Source organism: Streptomyces atriruber, assembly GCF_001418325.1.
Lineage (GTDB): Bacteria > Actinomycetota > Actinomycetes > Streptomycetales > Streptomycetaceae > Streptomyces > Streptomyces atriruber.
The window spans coordinates 29,835-49,044 of sequence record NZ_LIPN01000234.1 but is presented as its reverse complement, the minus strand read 5'-3'; the positions used below and the strand labels follow the sequence as shown (position 1 = coordinate 49,044).

Annotated in this window: 21 protein-coding genes; 13 read left to right on the top strand and 8 right to left on the bottom strand. The window is 72.1% G+C overall.

What is annotated here, in order from left to right; all coding sequences use genetic code 11:
* The first annotated feature begins 413 nt into the window (after nucleotides 1-413).
* The 3 genes from AOK03_RS23955 (at nucleotide 414) to AOK03_RS23945 (ending at nucleotide 2,113) form a co-directional block, all read left to right on the top strand.
* Nucleotides 414-773, top strand: a complete 360-nt coding sequence (locus AOK03_RS23955; RefSeq protein ID WP_055567400.1) for a hypothetical protein — start codon at nucleotides 414-416, stop codon at nucleotides 771-773.
* 98 nt (nucleotides 774-871) lie between these two features.
* Entirely contained in the window at nucleotides 872-1,531 is a 660-nt protein-coding gene (locus AOK03_RS23950; protein WP_055567399.1) for a GNAT family N-acetyltransferase, read from the top strand.
* 33 nt (nucleotides 1,532-1,564) lie between these two features.
* The gene (locus AOK03_RS23945) at nucleotides 1,565-2,113 is read left to right on the top strand and encodes a YciI family protein (RefSeq protein ID WP_055567398.1); all 549 of its coding nucleotides are present in this window, start codon (nucleotides 1,565-1,567) and stop codon (nucleotides 2,111-2,113) included.
* 25 nt (nucleotides 2,114-2,138) lie between these two features.
* Here the strand turns inward: AOK03_RS23945 and AOK03_RS23940 are convergent, their stop codons facing one another.
* Both AOK03_RS23940 and AOK03_RS23935 read right to left on the bottom strand, forming a co-directional pair.
* On the bottom strand, nucleotides 2,139-3,278 hold the full coding sequence (locus AOK03_RS23940) for an aminotransferase class V-fold PLP-dependent enzyme (protein ID WP_055567397.1): 1,140 nt from the start codon (nucleotides 3,276-3,278) through the stop codon (nucleotides 2,139-2,141).
* A 116-nt stretch (nucleotides 3,279-3,394) separates the two neighbouring features.
* A complete protein-coding gene (locus AOK03_RS23935; protein WP_055567396.1) occupies nucleotides 3,395-4,531 on the bottom strand; it encodes a glutamate--cysteine ligase 2 in 1,137 nt (378 codons plus the stop codon).
* 137 nt (nucleotides 4,532-4,668) lie between these two features.
* Here AOK03_RS23935 and AOK03_RS23930 point away from each other — a divergent pair, with 137 nt between their 5' ends.
* From AOK03_RS23930 to AOK03_RS23920, 3 genes are all read left to right on the top strand, one after another.
* Nucleotides 4,669-5,634, top strand: a complete 966-nt coding sequence (locus AOK03_RS23930; RefSeq protein ID WP_055567395.1) for an LLM class F420-dependent oxidoreductase — start codon at nucleotides 4,669-4,671, stop codon at nucleotides 5,632-5,634.
* A 47-nt stretch (nucleotides 5,635-5,681) separates the two neighbouring features.
* The gene (locus tag AOK03_RS23925; protein WP_055567394.1) at nucleotides 5,682-6,053 is read left to right on the top strand and encodes a hypothetical protein; all 372 of its coding nucleotides are present in this window, start codon (nucleotides 5,682-5,684) and stop codon (nucleotides 6,051-6,053) included.
* Between the two features lie 72 nt (nucleotides 6,054-6,125).
* The gene (locus tag AOK03_RS23920) at nucleotides 6,126-7,304 is read left to right on the top strand and encodes a 4-hydroxybenzoate 3-monooxygenase (protein ID WP_055567393.1); all 1,179 of its coding nucleotides are present in this window, start codon (nucleotides 6,126-6,128) and stop codon (nucleotides 7,302-7,304) included.
* 10 nt (nucleotides 7,305-7,314) lie between these two features.
* On the opposite strand, the gene AOK03_RS23915 is transcribed toward AOK03_RS23920, so the two are convergent.
* On the bottom strand, nucleotides 7,315-7,866 hold the full coding sequence (locus tag AOK03_RS23915) for a DUF6328 family protein (RefSeq protein ID WP_244177716.1): 552 nt from the start codon (nucleotides 7,864-7,866) through the stop codon (nucleotides 7,315-7,317).
* Nucleotides 7,867-7,977: 111 nt separating this feature from the next.
* Between AOK03_RS23915 and AOK03_RS23910 the strand changes: the two genes are divergently transcribed.
* A complete protein-coding gene (locus AOK03_RS23910; protein WP_425264403.1) occupies nucleotides 7,978-8,217 on the top strand; it encodes a DUF5133 domain-containing protein in 240 nt (79 codons plus the stop codon).
* Nucleotides 8,218-8,262: 45 nt separating this feature from the next.
* On the opposite strand, the gene AOK03_RS23905 is transcribed toward AOK03_RS23910, so the two are convergent.
* The 4 genes from AOK03_RS23905 to AOK03_RS23890 all read right to left on the bottom strand — a co-directional run bounded on the left by AOK03_RS23905 (nucleotide 8,263) and on the right by AOK03_RS23890 (nucleotide 11,696).
* Nucleotides 8,263-9,654: an NADP-dependent succinic semialdehyde dehydrogenase gene (locus AOK03_RS23905; RefSeq protein ID WP_055567391.1), complete on the bottom strand. Its 1,392-nt coding sequence runs from the start codon at nucleotides 9,652-9,654 to the stop codon at nucleotides 8,263-8,265.
* 37 nt (nucleotides 9,655-9,691) lie between these two features.
* The gene (locus AOK03_RS41175; protein WP_079074923.1) at nucleotides 9,692-9,907 is read right to left on the bottom strand and encodes a DUF6479 family protein; all 216 of its coding nucleotides are present in this window, start codon (nucleotides 9,905-9,907) and stop codon (nucleotides 9,692-9,694) included.
* 249 nt (nucleotides 9,908-10,156) lie between these two features.
* Entirely contained in the window at nucleotides 10,157-11,137 is a 981-nt protein-coding gene (locus tag AOK03_RS23895) for an NAD(P)-dependent alcohol dehydrogenase (RefSeq protein WP_055567389.1), read from the bottom strand.
* Between the two features lie 82 nt (nucleotides 11,138-11,219).
* Entirely contained in the window at nucleotides 11,220-11,696 is a 477-nt protein-coding gene (locus AOK03_RS23890) for a nuclear transport factor 2 family protein (protein ID WP_055567388.1), read from the bottom strand.
* Nucleotides 11,697-11,866: 170 nt separating this feature from the next.
* Here AOK03_RS23890 and AOK03_RS23885 point away from each other — a divergent pair, with 170 nt between their 5' ends.
* Together AOK03_RS23885 and AOK03_RS23880 are read left to right on the top strand one after the other, a co-directional pair.
* Complete coding sequence (locus tag AOK03_RS23885) at nucleotides 11,867-12,427, top strand: TetR/AcrR family transcriptional regulator (protein ID WP_055567387.1); 561 nt, start codon at nucleotides 11,867-11,869, stop codon at nucleotides 12,425-12,427.
* A gap of 59 nt (nucleotides 12,428-12,486) precedes the next feature.
* On the top strand, nucleotides 12,487-12,924 hold the full coding sequence (locus AOK03_RS23880; protein ID WP_055567386.1) for a nitroreductase/quinone reductase family protein: 438 nt from the start codon (nucleotides 12,487-12,489) through the stop codon (nucleotides 12,922-12,924).
* A gap of 111 nt (nucleotides 12,925-13,035) precedes the next feature.
* On the opposite strand, the gene AOK03_RS23875 is transcribed toward AOK03_RS23880, so the two are convergent.
* Complete coding sequence (locus AOK03_RS23875; protein WP_055567385.1) at nucleotides 13,036-13,926, bottom strand: glycoside hydrolase family 19 protein; 891 nt, start codon at nucleotides 13,924-13,926, stop codon at nucleotides 13,036-13,038.
* Nucleotides 13,927-14,187: 261 nt separating this feature from the next.
* On the opposite strand from AOK03_RS23875, the gene AOK03_RS23870 reads away from it, so the two are divergent.
* The 4 genes from AOK03_RS23870 (at nucleotide 14,188) to AOK03_RS23855 (ending at nucleotide 19,164) form a co-directional block, all read left to right on the top strand.
* The gene (locus tag AOK03_RS23870; RefSeq protein ID WP_055567384.1) at nucleotides 14,188-14,934 is read left to right on the top strand and encodes a FadR/GntR family transcriptional regulator; all 747 of its coding nucleotides are present in this window, start codon (nucleotides 14,188-14,190) and stop codon (nucleotides 14,932-14,934) included.
* Entirely contained in the window at nucleotides 14,927-16,198 is a 1,272-nt protein-coding gene (locus AOK03_RS23865; protein ID WP_055567383.1) for a CynX/NimT family MFS transporter, read from the top strand. The genes AOK03_RS23870 and AOK03_RS23865 overlap by 8 nt, the downstream gene beginning before the upstream one ends.
* A gap of 72 nt (nucleotides 16,199-16,270) precedes the next feature.
* Nucleotides 16,271-17,128 carry a GNAT family N-acetyltransferase gene (locus AOK03_RS23860; RefSeq protein WP_055567382.1) on the top strand — a complete coding sequence of 286 codons (858 nt, stop codon included), beginning with the start codon at nucleotides 16,271-16,273 and terminating at the stop codon, nucleotides 17,126-17,128.
* A gap of 134 nt (nucleotides 17,129-17,262) precedes the next feature.
* Nucleotides 17,263-19,164: an ABC transporter ATP-binding protein gene (locus tag AOK03_RS23855; RefSeq protein WP_055567381.1), complete on the top strand. Its 1,902-nt coding sequence runs from the start codon at nucleotides 17,263-17,265 to the stop codon at nucleotides 19,162-19,164.
* Nucleotides 19,165-19,210 lie beyond the last annotated feature (46 nt).

Here is a 19,210-nt window from a genome sequence, read left to right as displayed (position 1 = left end):
GGGGGGGGGCGAGGGGCGGGGGGGTGGGGGGGGGCGGGGGGGAGGGCGGGTGGGGGGGGGGTGGAGCGGGTGCCAACTACGAAAGGAGCCGCACAGGTTGACGGGTGACCCCGGGGGCCGGCCGGACAGGGGGCAGGACCGGGGAGCCGAGCCGGTGGCCGCATCGAGACCGCATGAAGGGTCCGACCTGTCTCACCGTACTCATCAATACGTCCTGGCTTCCTCGGTTGCAGCGGGCTTCCCACGGCATAGGTTTTAAGCCAAATGGCTGTTAAAAACAGCCAGTTGGCTTCCGCTTGGCAACCGTATCTTGTCGTGTCCATCGCTCGAGGTCCAGGTGACCTCGGGCCCGGGGAAGTATTCGGGGTCGCCGATCGGCCGTCCGTGATCCACCAGCGTCTAGGCTTCGCGGCATGGAGCAGCGCGAGATCATGCAAAGAGTCGTCGGCATCCTGACCGAGGCGCTCGAGATGCGCCGACAGGCACGCGAGAACCCGGACGGCGAGATCGACAACAGCGGTGCGGTGGGCGCGATGCTGGAGGAGATGCTGCCGCCCATCGAGATCCCCGCCGACGCCACGCCGATCGAGGTCGCCGCGGTGGTGGGCCAGGAGCTCGGCCCCGTCATCGAACAGATCACATCCGCCTTCGCCCTCTCCTTCGCACAGCTCGCCGAAGTCCACGACGAGGGACGCACGGACGTGACCTCCGCGGACGTGCTGCGTTCCATCGCGCTGCACTTCGAGAACGAGGAGCGCGAGGGCGACGAGTGAGACGTGGGGCAGGCGAGTGAGGTAGGGGGCGTGGATGGCCGGAGCCTCTGACGCGTAAGGTGCTGTCATTGTCAGCACCTGTTACGTGTGGAGGTCGCGTGGATACCGGGATCGTGCGGGCGTGGGTCGACGGCTGGGTCATCTCGCGCGGGGCCGTGCCTCCGGTGGAGGAGCCCTGGGGATTCACGGTCGACGTCGGACTGCCCCAGCACGTCACCAGGCACGTCCTGCCCGACGCCGACGAGGCGCTCGTCCGCAGGGTCCTGGAGAAGGCCACGGCCCCCGGCACCTGGCTCAAACTGTTCGTGCCCGCGGAGACCGTCGCGCCCTGGCTCACCCCCGGCTGGACCTTCGACGACCCCCACTTCCTGATGTCGACGACCCTGCGCCCGTCCGCGACGGACCTTCCCGTCGGCTATCAAGTGCGCACGTGGAGCCGGGGCGACGTCGCCCGCGTCCTCGTCCTGGCCGCGGACGGCAGCTTCGCCGCCCGCGGCCAGGCCGCCGGACCCACGCGCACCGGCGCCGTCGTGTTCGATCAGATAGAGACCTCACCGGTGCACCGTCGCCGGGGCCTGGGGCGCGCGGTCATGCACGCCTTGATGAACGAGGCGATCGGGGTGGGCGCCCGGACCGGGGTGCTCGGCGCGACGGTCGAGGGGCGCGGCCTGTACGAGTCGCTCGGCTGGACGACGGAGGCGCCGCTCACCAGCATCTGCCTCACGTCCCCGCCGGACGGCGCGGCCAAAACCCCTTGAGATGCTGCCGTACGTTGGGAAAGGTCTCCCCTCATGGAGTTCTTCTGCTACCACCGCGACCGGCCCGGCTCCCTCCCCTTGCGCGAGAAGCTGGGGGAGGAGCACTGGTCGTACATGGACCGGTACGCCGAGGAGCTGATCGCCCGCGGCCCGACCTTCGCCGACGACGGTGAGACGCCCAGCGGCAGCGTGCACATCGTCGACCTGCCGGATCCTGCCGCCGCCCGCGCGTTCGCCTTCGACGAGCCCAATCACCAGGCAGGTGCGTACCGCGACGTGCTGCTGCGCCGGTGGCGCAACATGCTGGGGCGCACCATGTGGGACTTCCCCGGCGGCCGCACCGTCGGCGACCGGTATCTGGTGATCGGCCTCGCCCCGGAGCAGTCCGCCGAACTCGCCGTGCCGCCCGACCGGGACGAGCTGATCGCGTTCGGGCCGCTGCTGTCCGACGACGGCGCCACCTGGCTGGGCACGGCGGTGCTGCTCCGGGCCCCGGACCCGGAGACGGCACGCGATGTGCTGTCCCCGGGCCGGTACGCCGACATCGAGGTCCACGACTGGGAGTTCGGCGGGCGGCGCTGATGACCCTGCGTCAGCAGGGCCTGGCTCAGCGCCCGTCGAGCAAGGGTCGCAGCGCCGTCACCAGCCGCTCGTACTCACTGGGCGTGTTGTAGATCTGTCCGCAGACGCGGATGCCGCCGCCGCCCGGCCACGCCCAGATCAGGACCCGGAAGCCCAGTCGGGCGGCGATCTCCTCGCGCAGGGCCGCCGCCTCGGCCGGAGTGCGGGCGAGACCCGGCGGCAGCCGCAGCGCCCGCATGGCCAGCCGCTCGTCGGCGGGGAGCGGGGCCAACCCCGGCAGCCCCGCGAGGAGTTCGGCGCCGTACGCCGCCAGGGCGCTGTTGTGGGCGCGGATCCGGTCGGCCCCGAGGGAGGCGATGAGGTCGAGGCCCTCGGGCGCGGCGAGCAGGCCCGTGTAGTCGGCGGTGGCCCGGTACTCGACGGCACGCGGGAAGCCGCGGTCGTCCTCCCAGGAGGGCACGGGCGCGGGCACCCGGCTCCGGTGTGCGGCGGCCACCGCGAGCACGGCGCTGCCCGGCGGGGCGTACCCCCACTTGTGCAGGTTGCCGAACCAGAAGTCGGGGGCCCCGGCGAGCGGGTCGGCGAGCATGCCGGGGGCGTGGGCGCCGTCCACCACGGTGGTCACGCCGCGCTCGGCGAGGTCGGCGAGGAGCGCGGGCGTGGCGATGAACCGGGCGGTGGGCGAGCTGATGTGGTCGAGGAGCGCGACGCGGGTGCGCGGGGTGAGTCCGGCGAGCACGGCCTTGCGCACCGCCTCCTCGTCGGGGAGCGTCGGGTCGAGGGGCACGGTCACGACGCGGGCCCGGCGGGCCGCGGCCGCGACGACCGTCCCGTAGCCGTGGTCGGTGACCAGTACCTCGTCGTCGGGCGTCAGCCGCAGCGCGTCGAGGGCGAGCCCGGCGCCCTCGGTGGCGTTGGTGACGAGGGCCGCCCCCTCGGGGTCGGTGCCGAGACGGTCCGCGATCCGGCCGCGGGCCTCGGCGAGCCGGTCGGGCACGCCCAGGAAGAAGGCGTCCGGATCCGCGGCGGCCTCCTCGGCCAGGCTCCGGTGCACCCGGGCGACGGGGACCGGGACGGCCCCGAAGGACCCGTGATTGAGATGAGCGACCTCAGTGCTGAGCCGGAACAGCTCGGCGCCGCCGGGAAAGGCGGCGGGCGTAGTCACCGCACCGCCCGGGCGATGGCAGGGCCGGGGGACACGTGTATGAGGAACCTGGTGTGGGTCATGCTCCCGATCGTCTCAGCCGCGGGCCCTGTTCTGCGGGACGGCCTTCGGGTACGTCACGCCGGACGGGTGCGGCGCACGCACTCCGCCACCACCTCCCGCAGACTGCCCGTCCGCCGCAGCAGATCCCGCTGCACGCGCGCCCCGTTCCCGTGTTTCAGCAGGTCCTCGGTGGTCCCGCGGGCCCGGTCGAGGTCACCGGAGTCCTCCAGGGCGTCCCGGACGTGGTCGACGAGCGAGCGCACCACCTCGTCGCCCGGGGCGGGCCGCATGGTCGTCGGGTGGAGCAGCGTGCCGTCCGGGCCGGACCGGGCCGCCTGCCAGGCGGCGAGGCGCAGCGAGGCGACGCCGTGGGACAGCGGGGGGCGGTCCGCCCGCCAGTCGCGGGCGGCCGTCTCCACCAGTGCTCGGGCCAGGGTGGCGATCAGCACCGTCGACCTGGCTTCCAGGCAGACGTCCGCCACGCGGATCTCGACCGTGGGATAGCGGTGGGAGAGCCGGGCGTCGAAGTAGACCATGCCCCGGTCGCGCAGGACACCGGTGGCGACCATCTCCTCGACCTGCTCCTCGTACCGGGCGGCGGAGCCGAAGATCTCGGTGGGGCCCGCCATCGGCCAGCGGCCCCAGACCCTGCTGCGGTAGCTGCTGTACAGGCTGTCGTTCCCCTGCCAGAAGGGCGAGTTGGCGCTCAGCGCGAGCAGGACGGGCAGCCAGGACCGGATGCGGTCGATGACGGCCACGCCCTCCTCGTCCGAATCGACCGACACATGGACGTGGCATCCGCACGTCAACTGTTCCTGGGTGGTCAGGCCGAACTGCTCCTCCATCCACTGGAAGCGGCTGCCCGCGTTCACCGACGGGCTCACGGGCAGCGGCGAGGTGGCCAGGGCGGCGACCGCGCCGCCCACGTCGCCGGCGTGCCGCGCCGCGTCCCCGCGCCACCGGTCGACCTCCTTCGCGAGGTCGTCCATGCTCGTCCGCGGCTGCGTGGCGAACTCGAGCTGCTCGCCGTGGAGTTCCCTCTCGAAGGTCTCCTCCTCGGGCTCGCGGTAGTCGTCGGCCTGCTTCTCCACGGCCGAACCCGCCTTGGTGTCCCTGGCCGCCCGGGCCAGGACCGCCGAGGACAGAGCCCGGGGCTCGCCGCTCTCACGGTCGACGAGGAGAAGTTCCTCCTCCACTCCTACAGTGCGCAACGGAGACCGCCTCCCGTCTCGTCGGCCCGCTGTCCGGGGCTGTGGTTCCCCTACCCCCGCTCCGTGCCCGCAGCCGGACGGTGGAGCAGCGGACCGCCGGAGGTTTCAGCTGTGGCAGTTCGGCAAACCGATTATTTATGGTGCAAATCGGCTACACAATGATGACTGAGCAGGCCGGTCCGCGCGCGCTCGTCGACGATCTCGTCGCGGCGGAGAGGGCGGGGTTCGACTTCTCCGTCACCTCCGACCACTACTTTCCGTGGCTGGACTCGCAGGGGCACTCCCCGTACGCGTGGAGCGTGCTCGGCGCGGCCGCGCAGGCGACTTCGCGCATTCCCCTCATGACGTACGTGACCTGCCCGACGGTCCGCTACCACCCCGCGGTGGTGGCACAGAAGGCGGCGACGATGCAGCTGCTCTCCGAGGGCCGCTTCCGGCTGGGGCTCGGTTCGGGCGAGAACCTGAACGAGCACATCGTCGGTGCCGGCTGGCCCTCCGCGCGCGTGCGCGTCGACATGCTCGAAGAGGCGGTCGGCATCATCCGCGCGCTCTTCACCGGCGACAACGTGAACCACGAGGGCACCCACTTCGACGTGGCGAACGCCAGGCTGTGGGACGTGCCCGACGAACTGCCGCCCATCGGCATCGCCGTCTCCGGCGAGCGCTCCTGCGCGCTGGCAGGACGCCACGCCGACCTCGTCATCGCGACCGAGCCCAAGGGCGGGCTCCTCGACTCCTTCGACCGGCACGGGGGCCGGGGCAAGCCCCGGGTCGGGCAGCTGCCCGTCTGCTACGACACCGACAAGGACGCGGCCATCGCCCGCGCCCACGACCAGTTCCGCTGGTCGGTCGGCGGCTGGCCCGTCAACTCCGAGCTGCCCGGGCCCTCGGGGTTCGCCGGTGCCACCCGGTTCGTCACCCCGCAGGACATGGCGAAGCAGATCCCGTGCGGGGACGATGTCGAGGACTTCGTCGAAGCCGTACGTCCCTACGTCGACGCGGGCTTCACGGAGATCGCCCTCGTCCAGGTGGGCGGCGAGCAGCAGCGCCCCTTCATCGACTGGGCCGAGAAGAAGCTCCTGCCCGCGCTGGGGGAGCTGTGACGCGCGGGGCGCCCGGCGGGCGCCCGGAATGGCCGCACCCCCCGTCCGTGGACCTCGTACAGGTGGTCCTCGGCGAGTGCTCCCCGGCGGACGCGGACACCGTGTTCAACGTGCTGCGCGACCACTTCCCCTCCGACCGCGGCGTCGACGCGCCCCGCCAGACCGGGGAGCCGTGGCCCGAGGTCTGGACCGGTGGTTTCCTCGCCGACCACAGTCCGGCCTCCGTGCCGGGCGTCCTGCTCGCGGGCTCGGTCACCGCGGACCTGCAGGGCGGACCGGTCGCGGTGTCCCGCCTGCACGCGGCACTCGCGTCGGCCTTCGTCGTGACGGCCGCGGGCACGGCGTCCGGCGACCAGGAGGTCGAGGTGCAGCTGCGCCTGACCGGCGCGGACCGCGGAGCGCCGCCCGGGGACGACTGAGCGGGACGCCCCGATCGGATGCCTGAGCGGACGCCGTGTCTCCCCTTGGCGTGGGCACGCCATAATTCCGGGATGACCGTCGTAGTCGTGGGCGCCGGACCTGCCGGGCTCACCCTTGCCAACATCCTTCGCGCCGCCTCCGTGGACTGTGTGGTCCTCGAGACGGAGAGCAGGGAGTTCATCGAACAGCGGCCCCGCGCGGGCTTCCTTGAGGAGTGGGCGGTGCGCGCCCTGGAGCGGCGCGGGCTGGCCGGGCGGCTGCTCGAACACGCGCAGGTGCACACCGAGTGCGAGTTCCGCAGCGCCGGGCAGCGCCACCGGTTCCGCTACGGCGAACTTTCGGGGCACCGCCACTTCGTCTACCCGCAGCCGCTGCTGGTGACGGACCTCGTGCGGGCCTACGCGGACGTGGCGGACGGCGACATCCGGTTCGGCGTACGCGACGTGGCACTGCACGACATCGACACCGACCGGCCCGCGGTGTCGTACACCGACCCGGGCACGGGGGAGCGCGTGCGCATCGACTGCGCCGCCGTCGCGGGCTGCGACGGCGCGCGCGGTGTGACACGGGCCCACCTGGGCGCCGAGCAGGTCACCGTCGCCCGGCGCGACTACGGCATCGGCTGGCTGGCGCTGCTCGCCGAGGCGCCGCCGTCCTCGGACTGCGTCGTCTTCGGCCTCCACCCCCGCGGATTCGCCGCCCACATGGCCCGCAGCCCGCAGATCACCCGCTACTACCTGGAGTGCCCGCCCGGCGACGACCCGGGCAACTGGCCGCACGACCGCGTCTGGTCGGAGCTGCACGCCCGCCTCGCGGCCGACGGAGCGCCGCCGCTCACCGAGGGACCCATCGTCGAACGACGCGTCCTGGACATGCACAACTACGTGGTGGAGCCCATGTCCCACGGGCGGCTGTACCTCGCGGGCGACGCCGCCCACCTCACGGCCCCCATCGCGGCCAAGGGCATGAACCTCGCCCTGCACGACGCGTTCCTGCTGGGCGACGCACTCGTCGCGTACGCGGCGGACGGCGACGAGAGCGGGCTGCGCGGCTACTCGGCGGCGTGTCTGCCGAGGGTGTGGCAGTACCAGGAATTCTCGCAGTGGTTCGCGGACGTGCTGCACGGCGCCTCGTCGGGCGACCCCTTCGAGGCGGGCACCGCGGACGCGCGACTGCGCAGGCTCCTCGGCTCGCCGACGGGGGCGGCGGCCTTCGCCGAGCTGTACATAGGGAAGAACGCCGACACCTGAGCGGCCCGGGTCAGTCGGCGGAGGTGTGCTTGTACCGCGCCCACGCGGGCAGCACGAACCAGCACAGCAGGTACCAGGCGACGACACCGGTCACCAGCCACGGCACCACGGTGTTGTCGGTGGCGACCCGCAGCACGAGGAGGAGCGCCGCCGTCAGGGTGCCGAGGAGGAGGACCAGCCCGACGAGGGTCAGCCGGGACGCCCACACCACCGCGTGCGGCTTGATCCTGCGCCCCGCGACGATGCGGTGGAACGAGACGGGGCCGATGAGGGCGCCCGTCGCCGTCGAGCCGAGGATCACCGTCACGATGTAGATGGTCCGGTCGGTGTCGTCGAGCTCGGCGAACCGGGGCGTGAAGACGACCGTCAGGAGGAAGCCGAACAGGATCTGCACACCGGTCTGCGCCACCCGTACTTCCTGGATCAACTCGGCCCACTGCCGGTCGGCGCGCTCGTCCTCGGTCTCGCGTCGGCCGTTGTCGCGGGGCTCCGGTGCGGTCCCGGAGGTGCGCGTGGTCTCGCTGGTGCCGCTGTCCGTGGGGTTGCTGTTCGACGCGTCCACAGCTTCGAGTCTGACGACGAACCGCCGGGACGACAAACGGAGGCGTTGCGCGTGATTCGCGGCGTCGGGGGCGGGCATCCGGGATGCTGAGCGACCCTTGCACCCGACCCCGTGGAGCCTCTCGTGCTGCTGGCGCACCCCCTCGTACTCGAAGACCTGCTGGAGCGCTACAAGACCCTCGCCCTGCTCCGCGCCGATCAGGGAAGCCCGGAGAGCCGTCAGGCGTACGAAGACGTCGCCTACAGCCTGTGCCTGGCCACCGGCACCAGCGATGTCGACGCGGCGGTCGTGGCGGCGGGACACCGGCTGCCGGGCGCCAGGCCCCTGGACGACTCGCTGCTGTCGGCGTGAGCGGCCCGGGCCCCCACGGGGGCCCGGGCGACCGTCATCGCCCCGCTACGCGCCGTGCCAGACCGTCGTCGCGTTGCAGAACTCGCGGATGCCGTGGCCCGACAGCTCCCTGCCGTAACCGGAGCGCTTGACGCCGCCGAAGGGCAGTCCGGGATGGGATGCGGTCATTCCGTTGACGAACACACCGCCCGCCTGGAGGTCCCGTACGCACCGCTCGACGTCAGCGTCGTCGCGGGTCCACACGTTGGAACTCAGCCCGAACGGCGTGTCGTTGGCCAGCTCCACGGCCTCGTCCAGATCGGCGACGCGGTACAGCGTGGCCACCGGGCCGAACGCCTCCTCGCGGTGGATCCGCATCTGCGGGGTGACGTCCGCGAGGACGGTGGGGGAGTAGTACCAGCCCCGCTCCTGCTCCTTGGGGCGCTGTCCGCCGCAGAGCGCCGTGGCGCCGCCGCCCAGCGCGTCGTCGACGAGCTCCTCGAGGTCCGCGCGGCCCTGCTCGGTCGCGAGCGGACCCACATCGGTGTCCTCGCTCATCGGGTCGCCGACGGTCAGTTCGCGCATCCCGGCGACGAACCGCTCGCGGAAGGCGTCGTAGACGTCCGCGTGCACGATGAACCGCTTGGCGGCGATGCAGGACTGACCGTTGTTCTGCACCCGGGCGGTCACCGCGGTCGCGGCGGCGCGCTCGACGTCGGCGCTCGGCAGCACGAGGAACGGATCGCTGCCGCCCAGTTCCAGGACGGTCTTCTTGATCTCGTCGCCCGCGACGGACGCCACCGAACGCCCCGCGGGCTCGCTGCCGGTGAGGGTCGCAGCGGCCACCCGACGGTCGCGCAGGACGTCCTCGACGGCGCCCGAGCCGATCAGCAGCGTCTGGAAGCAGCCCTCCGGATAACCGGCGCGGGTGAACAGGTCCTGGAGGTAGAGGGCGGTCCTCGGCACGTTCGAGGCGTGCTTGAGCAGGCCGACGTTGCCCGCCATGAGAGCGGGGGCGGCGAAGCGGATGACCTGCCAGAGCGGGAAGTTCCACGGCATCACGGCCAGTACGACGCCGAGCGGACGGTAGCGGACGATCGCCCGCGAGGCGCCCGAGTCGCGCACGTCCTTCTCGGCCGGGTGCTCGTCCGCGAGGAGGGCCTCGGCGTGCTCCGCGTACCAGCGCATGGCCTTGACGCACTTCGCGGCCTCGGCCCTGGCGGCCTTCACCGGTTTGCCCATCTCGGTCGTCATGGTGCGTGCGATGTCCGCCGTGTCCTCTTCCAGCAGGTCGGCGGCGCGGTCGAGCAGGCGTGCGCGCTCGGCGAAGCCGGTGGTGCGGTGGTGGGCGTACGCCGATTCGGCCGCCGCCAGACGGCGCTGGACCTCGTCGCCCGGAAGAGCCTCGAAGGTCTCCAGGGTCTCGCCGGTGGCCGGGTCGATCGTGGCGATGGGCATGCGGTTCCTCCTCGGGCTCGGGGTGCCTGCGGGGGGTCTAGCGGGACTCGGGAGGACGGCCGTGATGGTGGTGATGGTCCGGATGTTCGTCGGGCTCCTCCCAGGAGTCCGCGCGGGGCTGGGGTTCCTGCGGTGGGGCGGGACGGCGGGCGACCTGCCGCCTTCCGAACCAGAAGAGGAACAGAAGGACGGCAACGATCACCACGCCGACGATCAGCAGCAGTGATGTGGCTCCGCTCGCGGCGAGGGTCATGTCAGGCCTCCAGTGAGGCGTGCGGCTGTGCGGCCGCACGCGATGCGGCCCCGGGATTTCCACCGTAGGCCGACATGGGTGCGGGGGCATGCGGGAGTCGGCCGCCCGGTGTTTCGTGTGCGGTGGCCATGTGGACCTCCTTGCCGAGGGCGGGCGGTTCGGCCGCGCGGCCGTGCGCGGGACCGAGCCGCTGTCGCGGACCGGGTGCCCAGGGCGCCGGGGGGAAACACGCAGCGGAGCCGGAGGCTCTCAGGCCTCGGGCGTCACCGTCAGGACGACCTTGCCCCGGGGGTGGCCCTTCTCCAGATGGCGGACGGCGGCCGGAGCCCGGTCCAGGGGGTACGTGCTGTCGACGACCGGAGTGATGTCGCCGCTCTCGATCAGGGACGTGAGGGTCAGCAGGTCCGCCCGGCGTACGACGGCGAGCAGGCCGAGGAGGTCGTGCCGGGTGAAGCGGGTCAGCAGGGCCATCCGCAGCTGGATGCCGGTGTCACCGAGCCAACGGCTGCCGCCCTCCCCTCCGATGTGCACGAGGGTGCCGCTCGGCGTGAGGGTGCGGCGCAGCAGGGGCAGGGGGCGATTGCCGGCGGCGTCGAGGACGACGTCGTACCGGTGGGGGCCGTCGGTGATCTCCTGGCGGGTGTGGTCGAGTACCTCGGTGGCGCCCAGGGAGCGCACGAACTCGACGGCACCGGTCCCGCAGACCCCGACGACCTCGGCGCCGTGGGCGACGGCGAGCTGGACGGCGAAGCTGCCCACGCCGCCCGAGGCGCCGATGACGAGAACCTTCTGGCCCGCCCGCAGACCCGCTTTGGCGTGCAGCGCCTGCAGGGCGGTGACGGCGGACACCGGGACGGCAGCGGCCTGCGCGAAGGTCACGTTCGCGGGCTTCGGCGCGATCCAGTCGGCCTTGGCGCGCGCGTACTCGGCGAACGAGCCGTCGAGCCGCCCGTAGACCGGGTCGCCGGGCGCGAAGTCCGTCACCTTCGCGCCGACCGCCTCGACGCGTCCGGCGCCGTCCCAGCCCCGCACGGGATTCCTGGGCCTGCGCAGTCCGAAGACCGGGCGGACCATCAGGGGCAGGCCGCTCATCAGATGCCACACGTCCGGGCCCACGCCGGCGGCGTGCACGCGCACCACCACCTCGCCCTCGGCGGGAGAGGGGAGGCCGATGTCCCGTACGTGCAGTGTTTCCGCGGTGCCGTAGACGTCCTGCGCGATGGCCTTCACAGCGGATTTCCCCCCGGTCGAGGTGAGCGCCCGCCCAGCATCCCGCCGACTCGCGCCGCTGCCTACGGTCGCGACCGGGTTCTCAGAGGCCGAGTTCGGTGAGGCCGGGGTGGTCGTCGGGGCGGCGGCCGAGCGGCCAGTGGTACAGGCGGTCGCTCTCGCGGATGGGCACGTCGTTGATGCAGGCGTGACGGGTGTGCATCAGGCCGTTCTCGTCGAACTCCCAGTTCTCGTTGCCGTACGAGCGGTACCAGTGCCCGGAGTCGTCGTGCCACTCATAGGCGAAGCGCACCGCGATGCGGTGGCCGTCGTGCGCCCACAGCTCCTTGATGAGCCGGTAGTCGAGCTCGCGGTCCCACTTGCGCGACAGGAAGCCGACGACGGCCTCGCGCCCGGTGACGAACTCCGCGCGATTGCGCCAGCGGGAGTCCTCGCTGTAGGCGAGCGCCACCTTCCGCGGATCGCGGCTGTTCCAGCCGTCCTCGGCGAGGCGGACCTTCTCGGTCGCGCTCTCCCGGGTGAAGGGCGGGACGGGGGGCCGGATGGTGGTCGTGGTCATGGTTCGCTCCCTGTCGGTACGGTCGGGCACGGAGAGAACGATCGTTCTCCTCCGGGCGTCGCCACCTTAGGAGAACGAACGTTCTCGCGCAACGGTGGTGGCCGGTGCAAGAGTCCTGACGTGCGGTGTACGGTGTGAGAACGTACGTTCTCAATTGGCGGGGAGCCTCCATGGAGCAAGCGGAAGCCCGGACGAGACTCCTCGACGCCGCCGAAGCCCTCTTCTACGAACGCGGTATCCAGGCAGTCGGCATGGATCAGGTGCGCACCGCTTCCGGTGTCTCGCTCAAGCGGCTCTACCGGGTGTTCCCGTCGAAGTCGGAGCTGGTCCTCGCCTGCCTGGAGCGCCGCGACCGGCGCTGGCGCGGACGGCTCGCCGCGTACGTGGACGAGGTGCACGGGACGGAGGACGCCGGGGAGCGCGTCCTCGCGGTCTACGACTGGCTGTACGCGTGGTTCTCCGAGCCGGACTTCAGGGGCTGCGCCTTCGTCAACTCCTTCGGTGAACTCGGTGCGGTGGACGCCGCCGTCGCCGACACCGTCCGGGCGCACAAGGACGCCTTCCGCGACTACGTCGCCGGCCTCGTGCGGGCCGCGGGCGGCGCCGCGTCGGCCGTCGGCCCGTTGGTCCTGCTCGCGGAAGGGGCCATGACGGCCGCCGCGATCTCCGGCTCGCCCGAACCGGCGCGCCAGGCCCGGGGCGCCGCCGCGCAGTTGCTCGCCGCGTCGTAGGGGGGGAGGGCGCCGCCCGGCACGCCGTAGGCTCCGACCGTTCGACACGAGGAGGGGCGATGGCCAAGGCGTACCGCATGAATGCCGGCACGCGCATGATCAACCGGGTGTTCCACGCGATGACCCGGCGCGGGATCGGCAAGGCGTACCGGTACAACCTGTCCGTGCGCGGCAGGAAGTCCGGGCGGGTGTACTCCACGCCGGTCGACGTGATGTCGGCCGGTGGTGAGCGGTGGGTCGTCGCCGCCTACGGGGTCAGCGAGTGGGTACGCAACGCGCGCGCGGCGGGGGAGATCGGTCTTGGCCGGGGCGGCGGGTCGGAGACCGTGCGCGTGGTCGAGCTCGGACCGGCCGAGAGCGTGCCGGTGCTGCGCCAGTACTGGCGGGAAGTGCCCGTCACCCGGCCCTACTTCGACGTGACGGGCGATTCGACGGACGAGGAGTTCGCCGCCGAGGTGGCGCGGCATCCGGTGTTCCGGCTGGAGCCGCTGGTCTGACGGGCGGCGAAGTGCCGGGCGGGCCCGAGGGGTTGAGGGCCCGCCCGGCGAGGGCGTTCGCGGCGCGTCGGAGGGGTGGGTGCCGCGCCGGGAAGCGGTGCGGCCGGGGCGTCAGCAGCTGAGGTTGGCGCCCGGTGTGGTGCCCAGGATCTGGGTGAAGGCCTTGTAGCGGTCGATGCGGCTCTGGACCTGGCCGGGGTTGCCGCCGTTGCATTCCAGGGTGCCGTTGATGGCGCGGATGGTCTCGCCGAACCCGGCGCCGTTGACCATGGCGTTGTGCGGGGTCATGGTGCCGGGGCCGTTCTGGGTGTTCCAGTACCAAAGGCCCGTCTGCCAGGCGATGGCCGGGTTCTGCTCGACCAGGTAGGGGTTGTTGAGCAGGTCGATGCCGAGCGCGTCGCCCGCGGCCTTGTAGTTGAAGTTCCAGCTGAGCTGGATCGGACCGCGGCCGTAGTAGGCGGCCTGCCCCGCGGGACAGCCGTAGGGCTGGGTCTTGTCGCAGTAGTGCGGGTAGTTGCTCTGGTTCTGCTCGACGACGTACACCAGGCCACCGGTCTCGTGGCTGACGTTCGCGAGGAACGCCGCGGCCTCCTGGCGCTTCACGGTGTCGCTGCCGGTGTTCGCGAAGGCCGGGTAGGACTTGAGGGCGTCGGTCAGGCCCTTGTACGTGTAGAACGAATTCCGGTTCGGGAACATCTGGTTGAACTGGGACTCGCTGACGACGAAGCCCGACGGGTCGGGGTTGCCCGGGTCCGTGCCGCCGCCGCACGTGCCCTGGTCGGTCCAGACGTCGGAACGGCCCGGGGTCTCGTTCTGGGTCCACCACTTGGCGGTCCAGTTGTGCCCGTTGTACGAGGCGGACTTGCCGCCCGTGTAGACGGACGAGGAGTTCCACGGTGCGGCGCACTCGGCGGCGGACGCGGAGGTCGCGGCCGGTCCCAGGACGATCATCGCGCCGAGGGCGGCGAGTGCGGCGGCGAAGCTGGTGAGGCGTCTGATCATGCCAACTCTCCTTGTGGCGGCGGGGTTTGCGGGGGCCGCGCCGCCGGTGTGGGTGTCGCGACTCAAGCGAAAATGGTCTGAACCTGTCAAGGTCTAGACCAAACTCGGCGGGTAAAACCTTCAGGGCGGACCGGCTCGGCGCGCCTTCACGCCCTGCGGGCGGGTTTGACAGCCGGAAACATGGGATGTTCCGATGTCTGTGAACGTGAAACATGGGATGTTCCCATGTCCACCCGTGTCCAGCAGAGAAGGTGCCGACCGATGCCGCTGCGCAGCGCCGCCCGGACCAACCTCGTCGACCTCGTCATCGCCCAGATGGAGAGCCTCATCGGCGACGGCGAATGGAAGGTCGGCGAGAAGATCCCGGCCGAGCCGCTCCTCGTCGAGCAGCTCGCCGTGGGCCGCAACACGGTGCGGGAAGCCGTGCGCGCACTCGTGCACACCGGCATGCTGGAGCCCCGCCAGGGCGACGGCACCTATGTGCGCGCGGACAGCGACTTCGGCGCGGCCGTGCAGCGCAGGCTGCGCCGTGCGGGCGTCCTGGAGGCGTACGAAGTCCGTGCCTCCCTGGAGCGGGACGCCGCCCGCCACGCCGCGGAGCGTCGTACCGACGAGGACCTCGTGACCCTCCGGGCCGCGCTCGTCGAGCGCAGCCTGGCGTGGCAGAGCGGGAACACGGCCGCGTTCGTCGACGCGGACATGGCCTTCCACCGCACGGTCGCCGAAGCGGCGCACAACAGCGTCCTCGCCGAGCTGTACGGACACCTCAGCGACGCCCTGCGCTCCACGGTCCAGTCCGTCATCGGCGCACCCGTCCCGGACTCCGTGCGCCACCAGCTCGAAGGCCACGAGGCGATCGTCGACGCCATCGAGGCGCGGGACGCCGACGCCGCGGAGGCCGCGGTCCTCGCCCACCTCAACGAGGGCATGGCCGCACTGCGCGAGCAGCCACACACCGGCCCCGACAGCGGCCACGACAGGAACGAATCAGGAGCAGCACATGAGTGAGGCAGCACCGGCGACCGCCGAGGCCGCACACGACAGCACCACCGGGGCTCCGCCGGGCCCGGACCCCGCCTCGCCCCCGACGGCCGGCCGCCACGTGCTCCACCTCGCCATCGGCGTCGTACTGCTCGCCCTCAACCTGCGCCCCGCCCTCGTCGCCGTCTCCCCGCTCGCGGACACCATCCGCGACGACAGTGGCATGTCGGCCGCCGCGACCAGCCTGCTCACCGCGCTCCCGCTGCTCTGCTTCGGCCTGCTCGCGCCCGTCGCGCCGCGGCTCGGCCGCCGCCTCGGCATGGAGCGGTCCCTGTTCGGCACCATGCTGCTGATCTGCGCGGGCACGGCCCTGCGCCTGCTCGACTCGGTCGTCGCGCTCTTCGCGGGCACCGTCGTCATCGGCGCGGGCATAGCCGTCGCCAACGTCCTGCTGCCCGGCCTGATCAAGCGCGACTTCCCGGCGAAGGCCGGTCTGATGACGGGCCTGTACTCGATGTCGCTGTTCGGCGGGGCGGCGCTCGCCGCCGGTGTCACGCTGCCCGTGCAGCAGGCCAGCGGCATGAACTGGCGCACCACCCTGGCCTGCTGGGGTGCGCTCGCGGTCGTCGCGCTGCTCGTCTGGCTGCCGCAGGTCCGGTCGCGCACACGGGTCGGCGCCGCGGCGGCACATCAGGCCGCCCACCCCGTACGCGGCCTGTGGCGCTCCCCGCTCGCCTGGCAGGTCACCGCGTACATGGGCCTGCAGTCCCTCAACTACTACGCGGCCGCCGCCTGGCTGCCGACCGTGTTCCAGGACGCCGGAATGGCCCCGGGCGACGCGGGCTGGATGCTCTCCTTCTCCTCGCTGCTCGGCATCGCGGGTTCCTTCCTCGCCCCGGTGATCGTCGGCCGCAGGCTGCGCTCGGGCACCCTGGCCGCGCTCGGCGCCGTGCTCTGCGCGCTCGGCTTCGCGGGGCTGCTCGCCGCGCCGGTCGGCGGGGCCTACCTGTGGATGACGCTGCTCGGCCTCGGCCAGGGCGCGGCCATCAGCCTGGCGCTGCTGTTCATCGTGCAGCGGGCCCCCGACGCCCGGCACGTGGCGCAGCTCTCCAGCATGTCCCAGTGCTTCGGCTACATCCTCGCGGCCACCGGCCCCACCCTCCTCGGCGCCGTCCACGACGCCTCGCACAGCTGGACCGTGCCGCTCGTCCTGCTGCTCGTGCTGCTGGTCCCGCAGGTCGTGGCCGGACTGGGCGCCGCACGGGACCGTCATGTGGCGGGCATCGGCTGACGTCAGCTCGGGCAGGATGCACCCGGTGCGGTTCCCCACGGCCCACCGTGTCGGATCGAGAAGGGTGCAGCGATGACGGATTCGGCCCCCGGGCGGCTCGTGATCTCACGGGCGACGCTCGACGACTGGCGAGTGGTGACGGGCTGGGCGGCGGACGAGGGCTGGAACCCCGGCCTCGGCGACGCCCCCTCGTTCCACGCGCAGGACCCCGACGGTTTCTTTCTGGGGCGCCTGGACGGCGAACCGGCCTCCGCGATCTCCGTGGTCAACTACGGGCAGGACTACGCCTTTCTCGGTCACTACCTGGTCCGCCCCGACCTGCGGGGCCGCGGCCTGGGCCTCGCCACCTGGCAGGCGGGACTCGCCCACGCCGGGGACCGCGTCGTGGGCCTGGACGGCGTACCGGCCCAGCAGGACAACTACCGCCGATCCGGCTTCGAGCGGCGGCACGGGACGCTGCGCTACACCGGCCCGCTGCCCGCGGTCGACGTGCCCGACCGGTACGTGCGCCCCGTCGAGGCGGCGGGCCTGCGGGCTCTCATGGCGTACGACAGCGCATGCCTGCCCGCGGACCGGCCCCGCTTCCTGGAGTCCTGGCTCGCCGCCCCGGGCCACCGCGCGCTCGCCCGTATCGTCGACGGACGCCTGACCGGGTACGGAGTGATCCGCCAGGGCCGTGACGCCCGCCGCATCGGGCCGCTCTTCGCCGACACCCGCGCCGACGCCGAGGCACTCATGGACGCACTGGCGGCCGACGCGGACGGGGCGCCCGTCGCGATGGACGTGCCCGAGTCCAACCCGGAGGCCGTGGCGCTCGCCGAGGCCCGCGGCATGAAGCCCACCTTCGACACGGCCCGTATGTACACGGGCCCGATCAGGGACTACGCCGCGGACCGGGTCTTCGGCACCACGTCGCTCGAACTCGGCTAGCCGGGAGACGGAGGGACGGGCGGGCCAAGGGGCGGACAGCCGAAGCGCGAACCGGCGAAAGGCGGGTGAAAGCCCTGTCCGGTACGGGCAGGGGGCTTGACCTCAAGTTTAGTTGAGGTTCTAACGTTCCCTGTATGAGCATGGAAACGACCGCATGGACGCAGATGTACAGCGTCATGCACGCCCAGCAGGACCGCCGCCCCTTCGCCCGGGCCACACTGCGCCGCATCGGCACCTTCGCGCGGCCCCACCGTCGACGCATCTGGCAGTTCGTGCTGCTGAGCATCGTCACCGCACTGCTCGCCGTGGCAACACCCGTGCTCGCAGGCAATGTCGTGACCGCCATCGTATCGGGCTCCGACTCCTCGACCGTGGTCCGCTACGCCTTGGTGATCGCCGCGATCGCCCTCGCGGAGGCAGGTCTCGGGCTGCTGAGCCGATGGCTGTCGGCGAACCTCGGCGAAGGGCTCATCCTCGATCTGCGCACCGCCGTCTTCGACCACGTCCAGCGCATGCCCGTCGCGTTCTTCACCCGCACCCGCACGGGCGCGCTCGTCAGCCGGCTCAACAACGACGTGGTCGGCGCACAGCGCGCGTTCAGCAACACCCTGTCCGGCGTCGTCGGGAACGTCGTGACGCTGCTCCTGACCCTCGTCGTCATGCTGACGCTCTCCTGGCAGATCACCCTGCTCGCGCTGGTGCTGCTGCCGGTCTTCGTCGTGCCCGCACGCCGGATGGGGACGCGGATGGCCAAGCTCCAGCGCGAGGCCGCGCACCACAACGCCGCCATGGGCACACGGATGACGGAGCGCTTCTCGGCGCCGGGCGCCACCCTCATCAAGCTGTTCGGCCGCCCCGGCGACGAGTCGGCGGAGTTCGCCGCACGCGCCCACCGGGTGCGGGACATCGGCGTACGCACCGCCATGGCGCAGTCCGCGTTCATCACCGCCCTCACCCTGGTGTCGGCCCTCGCGCTGGCGCTCGTGTACGGCCTCGGGGGGTACTTCGCGCTGGAAGGATCCCTGAAGGCGGGCGCCGTCGTCTCGCTGGCCCTGCTGCTCACCCGGCTCTACGCGCCGCTGACCTCACTGGCAGGCGCGCGGGTCGAGGTGATGAGCGCCCTCGTCAGCTTCGAGCGGGTCTTCGAGGTGCTCGACCTGAAGCCCCTCATCGAAGAGAAGAAGGACGCGGTGCCGGTGCCCGAAGGGCCCGTCGCCATCGAGTTCGACGACGTCCGGTTCGGCTACCCGGCCGCCGACAAGGTCTCCCTCGCCTCCCTCGAAGAGGTCGCCTCGCTCGACACCCGCGGCGGCGACGAGGTCCTGCACGGACTCTCCTTCCGCGCCGAGCCCGGCCAGACCGTCGCACTCGTCGGCTCGTCCGGAGCGGGCAAGTCGACCATCGCGCAGCTCCTGCCGCGCCTGTACGACACCGACGGGGGCGCCGTGCGGATCGGGGGCGTCGACGTGCGGGACCTGTCCGCCGAGTCCATGCGGGCCACGCTGGGCATGGTCACGCAGGACGGCCACCTCTTCCACGAGTCCGTCCGCGACAACCTGCTCCTCGCCCGGCCCGGCGCGAGCGAGGACGAGCTGTGGGACGTACTGCGGCGCTCGCGCCTCGAAGACCTCGTACGCTCGCTGCCCGACGGTCTGGACACGGTCGTCGGGGAGCGCGGATACCGGCTCTCCGGCGGCGAGCGCCAGCGGATGACCATCGCGCGGCTGCTCCTCGCGGGCCAGCGGGTCGTCATCCTCGACGAGGCGACGGCGCACCTCGACAACACCTCCGAGGCCGCGGTCCAGGAAGCACTGGGCGAGGCGCTCGAAGGCCGCACCGCCGTGGTGATCGCCCACCGGCTCTCCACCGTGCGGTCCGCCGACCAGATCCTCGTCGTCGAGGCCGGACGGATCGTCGAACGCGGCACGCACGACGAGCTGCTGGCCCTGGACGGACGGTATGCCGAGCTGTACCGGACGCAGTTCGCCAAGGGCAGCGGCCCGGTGGACCCGACGGACGTGGTGGAGGCGGCCTGAAGATCATCCGTGTCCATTCGTCCACCAGGAGTTCATCGGTTCCCCA

Coding starts and splice junctions, on each gene's coding strand:
- AOK03_RS23855 (WP_055567381.1), top strand. CDS start 17,263: ATGAGCATGGAAACGACCGCATGGACGCAGATGTACAGCGTCATGCAC.
- AOK03_RS23890 (WP_055567388.1), bottom strand. CDS start 11,696: ATGACCACGACCACCATCCGGCCCCCCGTCCCGCCCTTCACCCGGGAG.
- AOK03_RS23885 (WP_055567387.1), top strand. CDS start 11,867: ATGGAGCAAGCGGAAGCCCGGACGAGACTCCTCGACGCCGCCGAAGCC.
- AOK03_RS23955 (WP_055567400.1), top strand. CDS start 414: ATGGAGCAGCGCGAGATCATGCAAAGAGTCGTCGGCATCCTGACCGAG.
- AOK03_RS23945 (WP_055567398.1), top strand. CDS start 1,565: ATGGAGTTCTTCTGCTACCACCGCGACCGGCCCGGCTCCCTCCCCTTG.
- AOK03_RS23865 (WP_055567383.1), top strand. CDS start 14,927: ATGAGTGAGGCAGCACCGGCGACCGCCGAGGCCGCACACGACAGCACC.
- AOK03_RS23880 (WP_055567386.1), top strand. CDS start 12,487: ATGGCCAAGGCGTACCGCATGAATGCCGGCACGCGCATGATCAACCGG.
- AOK03_RS41175 (WP_079074923.1), bottom strand. CDS start 9,907: ATGACCCTCGCCGCGAGCGGAGCCACATCACTGCTGCTGATCGTCGGC.
- AOK03_RS23870 (WP_055567384.1), top strand. CDS start 14,188: ATGCCGCTGCGCAGCGCCGCCCGGACCAACCTCGTCGACCTCGTCATC.
- AOK03_RS23920 (WP_055567393.1), top strand. CDS start 6,126: ATGACCGTCGTAGTCGTGGGCGCCGGACCTGCCGGGCTCACCCTTGCC.
- AOK03_RS23905 (WP_055567391.1), bottom strand. CDS start 9,654: ATGCCCATCGCCACGATCGACCCGGCCACCGGCGAGACCCTGGAGACC.
- AOK03_RS23860 (WP_055567382.1), top strand. CDS start 16,271: ATGACGGATTCGGCCCCCGGGCGGCTCGTGATCTCACGGGCGACGCTC.
- AOK03_RS23875 (WP_055567385.1), bottom strand. CDS start 13,926: ATGATCAGACGCCTCACCAGCTTCGCCGCCGCACTCGCCGCCCTCGGC.
- AOK03_RS23930 (WP_055567395.1), top strand. CDS start 4,669: ATGGTGCAAATCGGCTACACAATGATGACTGAGCAGGCCGGTCCGCGC.